The sequence below is a fragment of the Sphingomonas zeicaulis genome (genome assembly GCF_050433225.1).
Classification (GTDB): domain Bacteria; phylum Pseudomonadota; class Alphaproteobacteria; order Sphingomonadales; family Sphingomonadaceae; genus Sphingomonas_D; species Sphingomonas_D zeicaulis.
Window position 1 is genome coordinate 1,155,326 of sequence record NZ_JBNPXQ010000001.1, and the last position, 12,894, is coordinate 1,168,219.

General features: G+C 64.5%; 8 protein-coding genes. 6 read left to right on the forward strand and 2 right to left on the reverse strand.

Annotation, left to right across the window (positions count from 1 at the left end; genetic code table 11):
• Positions 1-10: 10 nt before the first annotated feature.
• Both FHS96_RS05540 and FHS96_RS05545 read left to right on the forward strand, forming a co-directional pair.
• Positions 11-1,417 (forward strand): glycoside hydrolase family 43 protein, encoded by a 1,407-nt coding sequence (locus tag FHS96_RS05540; RefSeq protein WP_429588485.1) that lies wholly within the window; start codon positions 11-13, stop codon positions 1,415-1,417.
• A 215-nt stretch (positions 1,418-1,632) separates the two neighbouring features.
• Entirely contained in the window at positions 1,633-4,464 is a 2,832-nt protein-coding gene (locus tag FHS96_RS05545; RefSeq protein WP_429588486.1) for a TonB-dependent receptor, read from the forward strand.
• Positions 4,465-4,529: 65 nt separating this feature from the next.
• Here FHS96_RS05545 and FHS96_RS05550 read toward each other — a convergent pair whose 3' ends face one another.
• Entirely contained in the window at positions 4,530-6,941 is a 2,412-nt protein-coding gene (locus FHS96_RS05550) for a TonB-dependent receptor (RefSeq protein ID WP_429588487.1), read from the reverse strand.
• Between the two features lie 478 nt (positions 6,942-7,419).
• On the opposite strand from FHS96_RS05550, the gene FHS96_RS05555 reads away from it, so the two are divergent.
• Positions 7,420-8,148, forward strand: a complete 729-nt coding sequence (locus tag FHS96_RS05555; protein WP_429588488.1) for a hypothetical protein — start codon at positions 7,420-7,422, stop codon at positions 8,146-8,148.
• 1 nt (position 8,149) lies between these two features.
• Here the strand turns inward: FHS96_RS05555 and FHS96_RS05560 are convergent, their stop codons facing one another.
• The gene (locus FHS96_RS05560; protein ID WP_429588489.1) at positions 8,150-9,217 is read right to left on the reverse strand and encodes a helix-turn-helix transcriptional regulator; all 1,068 of its coding nucleotides are present in this window, start codon (positions 9,215-9,217) and stop codon (positions 8,150-8,152) included.
• On the opposite strand from FHS96_RS05560, the gene cysD reads away from it, so the two are divergent.
• From cysD to FHS96_RS05575, 3 genes are read left to right on the forward strand one after another with little or no spacing between them, the layout of a single operon-like run.
• Positions 9,158-10,210 (forward strand): sulfate adenylyltransferase subunit CysD, encoded by a 1,053-nt coding sequence (gene cysD / locus FHS96_RS05565; protein ID WP_429588490.1) that lies wholly within the window; start codon positions 9,158-9,160, stop codon positions 10,208-10,210. The two genes, FHS96_RS05560 and cysD, sit on opposite strands and share 60 nt — an antisense overlap.
• Entirely contained in the window at positions 10,210-12,126 is a 1,917-nt protein-coding gene (cysN, locus tag FHS96_RS05570) for a sulfate adenylyltransferase subunit CysN (RefSeq protein ID WP_429588491.1), read from the forward strand. The genes cysD and cysN overlap by 1 nt, the downstream gene beginning before the upstream one ends.
• Positions 12,123-12,872, forward strand: coding sequence for a 3'(2'),5'-bisphosphate nucleotidase CysQ (locus FHS96_RS05575; protein ID WP_429588492.1), 750 nt, complete (start codon positions 12,123-12,125; stop codon positions 12,870-12,872). Before cysN ends, FHS96_RS05575 begins: the two co-directional genes overlap by 4 nt.
• Positions 12,873-12,894 lie beyond the last annotated feature (22 nt).

Here is a 12,894-nt window from a genome sequence, read left to right on the forward strand (position 1 = left end):
GAGCGCCGCCATGACATTCGACCTTTCCCGCCGGCTGTTCCTGGGCGCGGCGGCGGCCGCGACGGCGACCTCCACCGGGCTGCTGGCCGCGAAACCCGCGGCGAAGTCGGGCGCCGCGCCGGAGAATCCGCTCGTCCGCCAGCGTGCCGATGCGCAGATCTTCCGCCACGAGGATGGTCTCTATTACATGACCGCCTCGGTGCCCGAATATGATCGGCTGATCCTGCGTCGGTCGAAAACGATCGCCGGCCTCGCCACCGCCGAGGAGGCGGTGCTCTGGCGCCGTCCGGCGAGCGGCAAACTGGCGGGCTATATCTGGGCGCCCGAACTCCATTCCATCGACGGCCGCTGGTACATGTATTTCGCCGCGGGCGATGGCGGCGAGCCGTTCCGCATCCGCACCTATGTGCTGCGCTGCCTGGGCGCCGATCCGATGTCGGCCAAGTGGGACGTGATGGGACAATTGGAAACGCCGTGGGACACCTTCACGCTCGATTCCACCGTCTTCGTCCATCGCGGCACGCGCTATATCTGCTGGGCGCAGAAGGAGCCGGGGATCGAGACCAACTCCAACCTCTATCTCGCGCCGCTGGCGACGCCGACAACGCTCAAGCGCGCGCCGACGCGGCTGACCGTTCCGACGTTGCCGTGGGAGATCCGCGGCTTCAAGGTGGCGGAAGGCGCCGCGCCGCTGATCCGCAACGGCCGGCTGTTCATGACCTATTCGGCGAGTGCCACCGACGCGCGCTATTGCCTAGGCCTGCTGACCGCGCCGGACGATGCCGACCTGATGGATCCGCGCGTCTGGACCAAGTCGCCCGACCCGGTGTTCGTCACTTCGCGCGAGACCGGCGTCTACGGCCCCGGCCACAACAGCTTCACCGTCGACGAGCAGGGCAGGGACGTGCTGGTCTATCACGGCCGCGACTATGAGGCGATCAAGGGCGATCCGCTGTTCGATCCCAACCGCCATACCCGCGTGCAGCGGCTCTACTACCGGGCGGATGGCACGCCGGACTTCGGCATTCCGGTGGGCAATGGCGCACTGCCGGAACGCTTCGCACCGGCCGCCGCAACCGGTCGGTTCCTCGCACAGGTGGACGGCATGCTCAGCGTCAGTGCAGCGGCCTTGCCGGCCACCCAGTTCCGCACGCTGACGAACGGTGGAGCGCAGATGCTCTCACCGATCGAACGGCCCGACCATGTCGTCGCGGTCGGCGCCGACCGCAATGTGGCGCTGGTCCGCAACGATGGCAGCGCCGATCTGCTCCGCAGCGCGGCGCTTGATCGGGAAGCGGTTGCGGATGGCAGCGTCCGCTGGCTGTCGAAGGCAGGTGGCGGCGCACTGGCACCCGCCGCCGGCGGGCTTGGCCTGGTGGCGCGAAATGACCCTACGGCACGCTGGAAAGTCACCTGAACCAAACAGCTTAACTCCGACATAAGAGAAGGCGGCCCGTCCACTGGACAGGCCGCTTTTTCTTTTTGAATGAGCCGGTTACATGCTGAATCACGGCGCCGAATGTTGTGTTTACTGTCGATTAATTGCGACCATTTTGCTTGCGCGCATTTTTGAAACGCCTTAAATAGTCTGAGTAAATAAGCGCACGTGCATGCGGGAAAGGGGAGGAAGCGATGATCTCGAAAATCGCCATGATTGCGTCTGCCTCGATGGTAGCGCTTGCAGCCGCCGGCGCGGCCCACGCCCAGGCGGATGTCCAAGATGCTGACGCAGCACAGCCTGGCGACGCACAGGCCCAAGATATCGTTGTCACTGGCGTGCGCGCGTCGATCATCGGCGCGCTCAACGTGCGCCGCGAATCCGTCCAGATCGTCGACTCCATCGTGTCCGAGGACGTCGGTAAATTGCCGGACAACAATGTCATCGAGGCGCTCCAACGCGTCACCGGCATCCAGGTGACAAACCGTACGGGCGGCGAGGCGGCGGCGATCTCGATCCGCGGCCTGCCCGATGCGCTGACGACGATGAATGGTCGCAACATCTTCACCGCGTCGGGCCAGGCCTTCGCGCTGCAGGATATCGCGGCGAACCTCGTGCGGCAGGTGGATGTCTACAAGACGCGGTCGGCCAACCAGATCGAAACCGGCATCGCCGGCCAGATCGACGTCTCGACGCGGCGCCCGTTCGATTTCGACGGTTTCGCAATCTCGGGCGTGGCACGCGGCATCTACAACGAGCAGGCCGATACCTATAATCCGAACGTCAGCGTGCTGCTGTCCAACCGCTGGGAAACCGGCATCGGCGACATCGGTATCCTGATCAACGGCAGCTACAGCCGCACCAAATATCGGGACATGACGGTGACTGCAGGCGCGCTGGTGCCGTTCGCCACCGAGGCGCCACCGGCGGGTTCGGGGCTGACTCCGCTCGAACGCATCTTCCCGGGGCCGGATAATATCAACTGGCAGCCGGGCCTAGAGCGCGGCCTGCCGACCGCGCCGGGATCGACCTTGACGATCAATGGCGTCGAGACGCCCTATTATCTCGCGCGCGACGCGGTGTTCAGTTCGGACCTCTACGGCAAGCGCGAGCGGCCGGCGATCAACGCCGCGCTGCAATGGGCACCCAACAGCAGCTCCGTCTATACAGCGGAATTCTTCTACAACGGCTTCCGCGGCAACACCTTCAACAGCCTGATGTTCAGCTTCGTCGACTGGTGGCAGGCGCTTGGCCCCAATCCCGGCTCCACATTTGAACTTTACGATGGCACCAACCTGATCAAGTCGCGCCGCGTGGGCGACGTGTTCGGGTTCAACAGCGGCGACTACGGCACCAGCCGCACCGACAATTATCTCTACGCGCTGAACGGCAAGTGGGACATCGGCGAGAGCGGCAAGATCGTCGCCGACGTCGCCTATCAGGACAGCAAGAACGCCACGACATTCCTGGCATTGCGCACGACGCGCGTCGCGCAGGCGATCGACGTGGATTTCAATGCCGGCGGCGGTATCCCTTCCTATCATTTCAACGATGATGCGCTGCTCACCAACCCGGCGCAGTGGACCGTCGGTGAGCTTTACGACAATGCCAACCGGTCGAAGGGCAGCGCGCTGACCTTGCAGCTCAACGGCCAATATGAATGGGATGAGGGCTTCCTGCGCCGGGTCAGCGCGGGCTTCCGCTACGACGATCGCAAGGCGCGGGATTCGGTGCGGGCGCAGGATGCCGGCGGCCTCGGCGTACCGCTAACCGCGCTCGGCGAGGAGGCCTATTTCACCAACAGCGATTTCTACGAAGGCCGCGCCGACGTGCCGACCTCATGGGTGCTCGCCAACGGCTATTATCTCCACGCCAATGCCGATACGATCCGGCAGCTCTATCGCAACGATCCGCGCTACGGCCATATCAAGCTTTCGAGCGATCTCTCGCTGATCGACGTGTTCGACATCAACGAGATCACCACCGCCGCCTATCTGATGGTCGATGGCGAGGTGCCGATCTTCGGCCGGCCCTTCCATGTGCAGGGCGGCATCCGCTACGTCGCGGTCGATACCGATTTCACCTTCACCGATCGCTATTCGAGCCCGCTGCTCTCGACGCGCGCCTCTACCGGCACCAGCCGCTTCCTGCCCAGCGTCACCTTGCGCTACGAACTGACCGACAAGCTGCGTCTGCGTTTCAACTATGGCGAGACGCTGCGGCGGCCCAACTTCCCCGATCTCAATCCGAACTACACGCTCACCGGTGATCTCACCAACGTCGGTTATGGCAGCGGTTCCAGCGGCAACCCGGGATTGGCGCCGACGACCTCGAAGAATTTCGACGTGGCGGTCGAATGGTATTTCGATCGCGACAGCGCGATCACGGTCACCGGCTTCCGCCGCGAGATCGACGGGCTTGTCGTGCCGATCACCGCGCTCAGGACGGTGGACAATACCGGGCTCAACACCAACAAGTTCCTCGTTACCCGGCCCGAGAACGCGTCCAACGGGGTGCTCAAGGGCGTCGAGGTGGGCGTCACCTATTTCCCGCATTATCTACCGAAGTTCCTCGACGGCCTCGGCGTGCAGGGCAGCCTAACCGTGCTCGATTCCAAGCAGAACATTCCGCTGGTCGACAGCAACGGCAACATCACCGGTGAGACGAGTTCGGCGTTTTTCGGCGTGTCCGATCTCTCCTACAACGTCACGCTGGCCTATGATCATGGCCCGATCGGCGCGCGCCTTTCCTATGTGTGGCGCAAGGAGTTCCTCGCCAACAACGAGGCGCGTCTGTTCGCCAACCCGATCGGCGTGTGGCGCAACCCCGAAAAGAGCCTCGACCTGCAGCTCACCTATAATCTGACCGAACGGCTGGGGCTGACCTTCGACGCGGTGAACCTCACGCGTTCGACGCAGCAGACCTATTACAAGTTCGAGGATGTCGGCGGTCCCGATCAGTTCAACCTCGGCACCACCTTGCTCTCGCGTACCTTCGCGTTCGGCGCGCGCTACACCTTCGATTGATCTGCGCACAGAAAAGACCGGCCCCGGCGCTGTGCCTGGGCCGGTCTCGCGGGCCCACCGTCAGGTTAGAACTTATAGCCGACCGAAAAGATCAACTGCCGGGGCGGGATGAAGGTCTCCATCACCTGCGCGCTGCCATAGGGATCGGAGAAGCGCGAGTTCACGCCATCCTTGTTGAACAGGTTGGTGGCGCGGAAGGTGAAGTTCACGCCCGGATCCTCGAGTTCATAACGGAGCATCACGTTGACCTGGCTGTAGGAGGGCGTGGTGTCGATGCCGGAGTCGTTGAACAGGCGGTACTGATATTTGCCGCGGTAGATATATTGCGCGCGGGCGGTGACCAGGCCGGGGCCGACGTCGGCGGTATAGGTCGCCGCGATATTGCCCTGCCAGCGCGGCAGCTTGGGCACGCGATTACCGTTGATGTTGCGGCGGGCGCCATCGCGGGCCACCGAGGCGGCGTAGAAGTTTGTCCAGAACAGATAGTCGGGATAGCCCGCGGCGATCTGCGCGGCGCTGGCATCACTCGGATCGAGCGCGAAATAGTCCGAGGTGAACTTGCCTTCCAGCCAGGAAAGCGATGTATCGAAGCGCAACTGCTGCGTAGCGAGCCACGATCCTTCGACCTCGACGCCGTAGACGCGGGCCTTGGGTGCGTTGGAAATGCCTTCACCGAACAGCACCGGATCCTCTTCGAGGAACTGCATGTTCTTGTAATTGTAGAGGAAGGCTGATCCGTTCAACTGCACGCTGTTGCCGAGGAAGCGGTTCTTGGTGCCGATTTCGAACGAGTCGACCGTCTCCGCCTTGTAGTTCGGCTGGATCGCGTCGGTCCAACCGAAGATGTAATAGGCGCTGTTGCCCGACGAGGCGGAACTGTTGATGCCGCCCGGCTTGAAGCCGCGGGTATAGCTTGCATAGACCATGTTCTGCGGCGTGAACTGATAGTCCAGCGCCAGCTTGCCGGTCCATTCATCAGCCGAGCGCGGGCTGGTCGGCGCCGGCTGCAGGTAATTGCCCGAGGTCGCGTCGGTCGATCCACCCGATGCGCTCGAATAGAGCCCCTTGGCGCTGTCATGATTGTAGCGGACGCCTGCGGTCAGCTTAAGCTGGTCGGTGAAATCATAGGTCGCCTGCCCGAACACCGCCCACAGTTCACGCTTGATCTGCGAGAGTTCGGCGAAGGTCAGCGTCGAGATTTCCGGGCTGTTGTAGGGCGTGTCGATCGGCAGCGGCGGCCGCAGAATGTTGGCGTCGTTGGCGCGATACTCGACGATATACTGGTCGTTGGTCGATTGCAGATAGACGCCGCCGGCGACCCACTGGAACGGTCCGTTGCCTGAGGAGGAGAAGTTGATCTCCTGTGTCCAGCTCTTGGTATCGGTCTGCCACAGCGCGACGTGGTCGTAGCGGTTGCCGGTGAAGCTGATCGGGCTGTAGGTCAGGTCGTAGAACAGGTCGGCGGTCAGGCCGTCGCCGTCCCAGGCCTGCTCGCTGTGCAGCTTCTGGTAGCTGGTGATCGCCTTGAACACCGCGAAAGGCAGGTTCCACTTCAGCGTGGCGGTGTAGAGTTCGGTCTCCACCACCGAGCGGCCGGTATAATCCTGCGTCAGGATGCGCGGATCGGGCTCCGGATCGAGAATGTTCTTCTGCGCGGGACCGTGCGTGTCGCTGTCATACTGGATGGTGTTGAGCGTGATCGAGAAGTCGCTGGTCGGCTGCCAGATCGCGCCCACGCGCCAGCCGAGTTCGTCGGCATCGTCCAGTTCATATTTCTCGAAGCCGGGCACGCCTGTCGCATAGGCATAGCCGTCATGCTTCATGTACTGGATCGCACCGCGCACCGCCAAGGTCTCCCCGATCGGCACGTTGATCGCGGCATCGCCCTCGAACCAGCCATGATTGCCGGCGCCGATATTGGCCTTGCCGGTCAGCTCGTCGGGCGAGGGCGCGATCGACACGACGTTGATCGTGCCGCCGGTCGAACCCTGGCCGAACAAGGTGCCCTGCGGGCCGCGCAGAACCTCGACTTGAGCCACGTCGATGAACGCCGCGCTCGCCGCGATCGAGTTGAAGATATAGGCGCCGTCGACATGGTAGGAGACGCCCGGCTGGGTGTTGGTGTTCTCCGGCGTTTCCGAACCGATGCCGCGGATCGAGATGATCCGCTCGCCGCCGCCGCTGCGCGCGACGACGAGGCCGGGCACGCTGCCGTTGAGGCCGGTGATGTCGGTGATGTTGGCGGCCTTCAGCGCATCCGCGGTAATCGCGGTGACCGAAAGCGGCGCCTGCTGCAGGTTGACGTCGCGCCGCTCGGCGGTGACGACGATCTCCGCGAGTTCGCCAGGCTCTGCGGGTGCCGCTGCGGGTTCTGGTGCCGGAGCTGCCTCCTCTGCCCGGGCGGCTCCCGCGGTGAACGCGAGCAGCGACACGCCCGCAGCCAGTACGCACCAGCTCTTATGAATCTGTCTTGCCATGGAAGACCCCCCGGAATCTTGTTGCTTTGCCCTCTCCGGCTGCGGTCTGATTTTGCTGGTCACCGCTTGCATCAAATCTGTTCTGCGAACGGCATGGGGTCTTGAGCCCCGGCGAATAAGAAATTGACGGCGATGCGACCCGCATGTGCCAAGAAACCGTCATGAACCGCTGCTAGGTGCCGCCATTTTTCCGCGTGGGTGGCGGGTAGGGCCCGCGGCGCGGTGCTTTTGATCGTGCGACGGCCAATTGACGGCGGCTGCCCGCCGGGCAGGGGCGATGTCGAGCGTGCTCGTGCCGGCTCATGGATCGCAAAATGGGGTTCGTGCGCCTGCGCCAAAGTCGCAAGGGGGCTGGCGACAAGTCTCTCCGCCGGTCGCGGCCTCTGCCCCGCCGGCCGCGACATGGGGCACGGCGGCTCTTGTCTGCGCGCCTGTTCTGCAGGAACCTGTCGGGCGAGACGCTTCCGGGGAGGTCATGATGTTGACGCGCCGCGCATTGCTGGGGAACGGATTGCTGCTGCCCGCCGCTTTGGCGCTTCCAGCCTGTGGCAGCGATAGCGATGATGCCAGCAAGGCAGCGGCAAACCTCCTCACCACGCAAGCGCCGCAGGCCGCCGCGAAGCCGGCCTGGCATCTGGAGGGTGATTCCTATGTCGCCCGTCGCGGCAAGCGGCTGTTCCTTGGCTATTTCATCGAGGAAGCGCTGGGCGAGACGGTCGAGAACGGCGCCGTCAGTGGTGCCAGCTTCCGCCAGATCGGTGATCGCATCCTGGCTGCGACCGCATTGCGCGCCAACCCCCTGCTGATCTGGGATGGTGCCGCGGTCGGCCGTAAACTGGGTTCGATCGACATGGAGTTGGGCGTGGTAGACGAGATCGTCCGCTTCAAGGCGCCCAGCAAGAACTGGCTGCTGGTTCCATCCGTGGTGACGCGCGAGCAGCCCAACGCTGAACAGGTCTGCAAGGATATGGCGGCGCTGCGTGATGCCCTCGTCTCCGAATATGGCCAGATCCACGTCTTCGATGCATTGCCGGTCCTGCAAGGTTTGGCGAACGGCACCGATAGCGATCGCGCCGACATCAGTGCCGGCCTCGTGCCGGGGTCGGTGCTGATCGACGGACGCCATCTTGGCGAGGCGGGGCTGGCGGCGGTCGGCAACGCATTGACGAAGCCGGGCGGGCCAATGGCGGCTGTGCGCGACCTTTGACCTAGCCCAGCACCGCCACGCTGGTCAGCACCAGCCGCACCAGATCCGCCTGACCGCGCGTGCCGGTCTTGGCGTAGAGCAGCTTCGAATAATTGCGTGCGGTCTCTATCGTGAGGCCAAGCATTGGTGCAGCCTCCGCAAGGCTGTGCCCATCCGCCAGCAGCAGCGCCAGCCGTGCCTCGCCGACCGCCAGCCCGTGCAGCTTGGCCAGAAGCGGGGCGTGGTGTGGCCCGGTCGGTGGCTGGCTGCGCGACAATGCGACGAGTGCGGGGAGGGCGAGCGCCGCGAGTGGCTGTTCCGGAACGGGAACCGCGACGATCCGCGCGCCATCGTCGGTATCGAGGTCGATCGCCTCGGGCGCATGGTCGGGATGCTCGGCAAAGGCGTGGGCGGCGCGGGTGACCGCGCGGTCGGCATCGACCGAGCCCGCGGTCAGCCGCCGGCCGATGCTTTCGCTGCCCGAGCCCGCCAGCACCCGCCCCTCGCCATCGAGCGCGCGCCAGCCAATCCCGGCGCGGCGCAGCGCATCCTCTGCCACATTGCTACGAAAGCGCGCCTGCTCCAGCGCGAGGAAGTTGCGCAGCGCGATGCCGAGATGGGGGGCGAGCGACCCGATGAGCGCCGCGTCCGCCGCGCCGAAATCCTCCTTCTGGCGGGAGATCACCACCCACAGGCTCGATCCACCGGGCTCGGTCACGCGCATGAAGCGGCCATAGCGCACCCCGATCCGCTCCATATATTCGCGGCGGAAGCGATCGTGGCGCATGTCGGCGGGGTCGATCATTTCCTCGGGCGAATAGACGCGACCAGGCCGGAGCCGATCGTAGCGGATGGGATCGAGTGCAGCGAGTTCGGCCAATCGCTCTGCCTCCGCGCGGACGTCACGCCCGGCGAAAAGCTGCGTCGCGCGATGCACCGGCGCATCTCCCTGGCGAAAGATCAGCGATGAATAGTCGGCGCGGGTACGGGCCCGCAGACGCGACAGGAAGGTCTGCCAGCGCGGCTGCTCATGCATGCCTTCGTGCAGCGAAGTGAGCAGTTCATTCTCGTCGGTGCGGGACAGCGCCATATACCTCCCATATGGGAGGTTCATGAAATAGTCACGTCGCTAGGAGGGGCGACGAGCGCCAAGAACAACGGATATGCCTCAATGCTGGCTACCAAGACATTGACCCACCTCGAACGGCTCGAGGCGGAATCGATCCACATCTTGCGGGAAGTGGTCGCCGAATGCGAAAAGCCGGTGATGCTCTATTCGGTGGGCAAGGATTCCGCCGTGATGCTTCACCTTGCGCGCAAGGCCTTCTACCCGTCGCCGCCGCCATTTCCGCTGCTCCATGTCGATACGACGTGGAAGTTCCAGGCGATGTATGAGCTGCGCGACCGGATGGCGCGCGAAAGCGGCATGGAATTGCTCGTCTATCAGAACCCCGAAGCGCAGGCGCGCGGGATCAACCCGTTCGATCATGGCGCGCTCCACACCGACATGTGGAAGACGGAGGGGCTGAAGCAGGCGCTGGACCTTTACGGCTTCGACGCGGCGTTCGGCGGCGCGCGGCGCGACGAGGAGAAGAGTCGCGCCAAGGAGCGCGTGTTCAGTTTCCGCTCGGCCAATCACCGCTGGGATCCGAAGAACCAGCGGCCCGAGCTGTGGAACCTCTACAATGCGAGGAAGGCGAAGGGCGAGTCGATCCGCGTCTTCCCGATCTCGAACTGGACCGAGCTGGATATCTGGCAATACATCCAGCTCAACGAGGTGCCGATCGTGCCGCTCTATTTCGCGGCCAAGCGCCCGACCGTGGAGCGGGACGGCATGCTGCTGATGGTCGATGACGATCGCTTCCCACTGAAGCCGGGCGAGGTGCCCGTCGAGCGCTCGATCCGCTTCCGCACGCTCGGCTGCTACCCGCTGACCGGCGCGGTGGAGAGCGAGGCGGCAAACCTGTCTGAAGTGATCCAGGAAATGCTGCTGACGACCACATCCGAACGGCAGGGCCGCGCGATCGACAAGGATGCCGGCGGTGCCGGCATGGAGAAGAAGAAGCAGGAGGGGTATTTCTGATGAGCGATACCTTGGAACAGGAAAGCGCCTACCAGGTCGATGCCCTGATCGCCGAAGACATCGATGCCTATCTGGAATTGCACCAGCACAAGACGCTGCTGCGCTTCATCACCTGCGGTTCGGTGGACGACGGCAAGTCGACCCTGATCGGGCGGCTGCTCTACGACAGCAAGATGATCTTCGAGGATCAGCTCGCAGCGCTGGAGGCGGATTCGAAGCGCGTCGGCACGCAGGGGCAGGAGATCGACTTCGCGCTGCTCGTCGATGGCCTCGCCGCCGAGCGCGAGCAGGGTATCACCATCGACGTCGCCTATCGCTTCTTCTCGACCGAGAAGCGTAAGTTCATCGTCGCCGACACGCCGGGGCATGAGCAGTACACCCGCAACATGGTGACCGGCGCCTCGACCGCCGATCTCGCGGTGATCCTGATCGATGCGCGCAAGGGCGTGCTGACGCAGACGCGGCGCCATTCCTACCTCGCGCACCTGATCGGCATCCGCAACATCGTGCTCGCGGTGAACAAGATGGATCTGGTCGGCTATGATCAGGCCGTGTTCGACGCGATCGTCGCCGATTACCGCGCCTTCGCGGACTCGATCGGTATCGAGAGCTTCGTGCCGATGCCGATCTCGGGCTTCAAGGGCGACAATATCACAGCGCTCTCGCCCAACACGCCCTGGTATACAGGCCCGGCGCTGATGGAGCATCTCGAGACGGTCGAGCTCGATCAGGTTTCCGATCAGGCGCGGCCGTTCCGTATGCCGGTGCAATGGGTGAACCGCCCCAATCTCGACTTCCGCGGCTTTTCCGGGCTGATCGGGTCGGGCACGGTCAAGCCGGGCGATGCGGTGCGCGTGCTGCCTTCGGGCAAGACGAGCACCGTCACCCGGGTCGTCGCGTTCGACGGCGATCTGGAGGAGGGCGTCGCCGGTCAGTCGGTGACACTGACCTTCGCCGACGAGATCGACTGCAGCCGCGGCGACGTGATCGCCGCCGCCGACGCGCCGCCGCAGGCCGCCGACCAGTTCGAGGCGACGATCGTTTGGATGGCGGACGAGGAGATGCTGCCGGGCCGGCCCTATTGGCTGAAGCTCGGCACGCAGACGGTGACCGCCAGCATCCAGGCGCCCAAATATCAGGTCAACGTCAACACGATGGAACATCTGGCGGCGAAGACGCTCGAGCTCAACGCGATCGGCGTCGCCAACCTCTCGACCGACCGCAATCTCGTGTTCGAGCCCTATGCGGACAATCGCAGCCTCGGCGGCTTCATCCTGATCGACAAGATCACCAACGCCACCGTCGCCGCGGGCATGCTCCACTTCTCGCTGCGCCGCGCGCAGAACGTGCACTGGCAGCCGACCGACATCAGCCGCGAGCATCATGGGGCGATCAAGAACCAGAAGCCGGCGGTGCTGTGGTTCACCGGCCTGTCCGGCGCGGGCAAGTCGACGATCGCCAACATCGTCGAAAAGAAGCTGGCGCGGATGAACCGCCACACCTTCCTGCTCGACGGCGACAATGTCCGCCACGGCCTCAACAAGGATCTCGGCTTCACCGATGCCGACCGCGTCGAGAATATCCGCCGCGTGGGTGAGGTCGCCAAGCTGATGACCGATGCCGGGCTGATCGTGATCACGGCCTTCATCTCGCCGTTCCGGGCGGAGCGCGACATGGTGCGCCAGATGATGGCGCCCGGCGAGTTTGTCGAGATTCACATCGACACGCCGCTGGCTGATGCCGAGGCGCGCGACGTGAAGGGGCTCTATGCCAAGGCACGGCGTGGCGATCTCAAGAACTTCACCGGCATCGACAGCCCCTATGAGCCCCCCGAGGATCCGGAAATCCGCATCGACACGACCAGCCTGACGCCCGAACAGGCGGCCGACCTGATCGTCGCGAGGCTGATCCCATGAGCGCTGCGCTGACCGATGGCGAGCTCGCAGCGCACCTCGCCGAGACGGCCGGCCGCATCCTGCTCGCGGTGCGCGACAGTGGGCTGTTCCCCGGCAAGGCGCTGGGCGTGGCGGGAGACCAGACCGCCAACCAGTTCCTCTGTCACGCCCTGCGGGCGCAGCGCCCTGAGGATGGCCTGCTCTCCGAGGAAGAGAAGGACAATGACGATCGGCTCGGCCGGGCGCGCGTGTGGATCGTCGACCCGGTCGACGGCACTCGCGAATATGGCGAAGAGCGGGAGGATTGGGCGGTTCATGTCGGGCTCGCGATCGACGGTGTCGCGACGCTCGGCGCGGTGGCGTTGCCGGGGCTCGATCTCGTGCTGCGATCCGATCGGCCGCAGCCGCTGCCGCCGGGAAACCAGCCGCCGCGCATGCTGGTCAGCCGCACGCGGCCCGCGCGCGAGGCGATCGAGGTTGCCGAGCAGATCGGTGCCGAACTGCTGGCCATGGGCTCCGCAGGCGCCAAGGCGATGGCCGTGGTCCGCGGCGAGGCGGACATCTACTTGCACACCGGCGGCCAATATGAGTGGGACAATTGCGCGCCCGCCGCGGTTGCCGCGGCCTATGGCCTTCACGTCAGCCGGGCAGACGGCAGCCCGCTCGTCTATAATCGCGAAAACACCTATCTGCCCGACCTGCTGATCTGCCGGCCGGAATATGCCGAGCAGGTGCTGACCGCGTATCGCGGGGTTCTTGCCGACTGAGGATGTGACGCGCGCCCGGACC

Excerpts from the sequence above, each read along its gene's own strand:
- FHS96_RS05555 (WP_429588488.1), top strand. The coding sequence starts at position 7,420 with ATGTTGACGCGCCGCGCATTGCTGGGGAACGGATTGCTGCTGCCCGCC.
- FHS96_RS05575 (WP_429588492.1), top strand. The coding sequence starts at position 12,123 with ATGAGCGCTGCGCTGACCGATGGCGAGCTCGCAGCGCACCTCGCCGAG.
- FHS96_RS05550 (WP_429588487.1), bottom strand. The coding sequence starts at position 6,941 with ATGGCAAGACAGATTCATAAGAGCTGGTGCGTACTGGCTGCGGGCGTG.
- FHS96_RS05560 (WP_429588489.1), bottom strand. The coding sequence starts at position 9,217 with ATGGCGCTGTCCCGCACCGACGAGAATGAACTGCTCACTTCGCTGCAC.
- cysD (WP_429588490.1), top strand. The coding sequence starts at position 9,158 with ATGCATGCCTTCGTGCAGCGAAGTGAGCAGTTCATTCTCGTCGGTGCG.
- cysN (WP_429588491.1), top strand. The coding sequence starts at position 10,210 with ATGAGCGATACCTTGGAACAGGAAAGCGCCTACCAGGTCGATGCCCTG.
- FHS96_RS05545 (WP_429588486.1), top strand. The coding sequence starts at position 1,633 with ATGATCTCGAAAATCGCCATGATTGCGTCTGCCTCGATGGTAGCGCTT.
- FHS96_RS05540 (WP_429588485.1), top strand. The coding sequence starts at position 11 with ATGACATTCGACCTTTCCCGCCGGCTGTTCCTGGGCGCGGCGGCGGCC.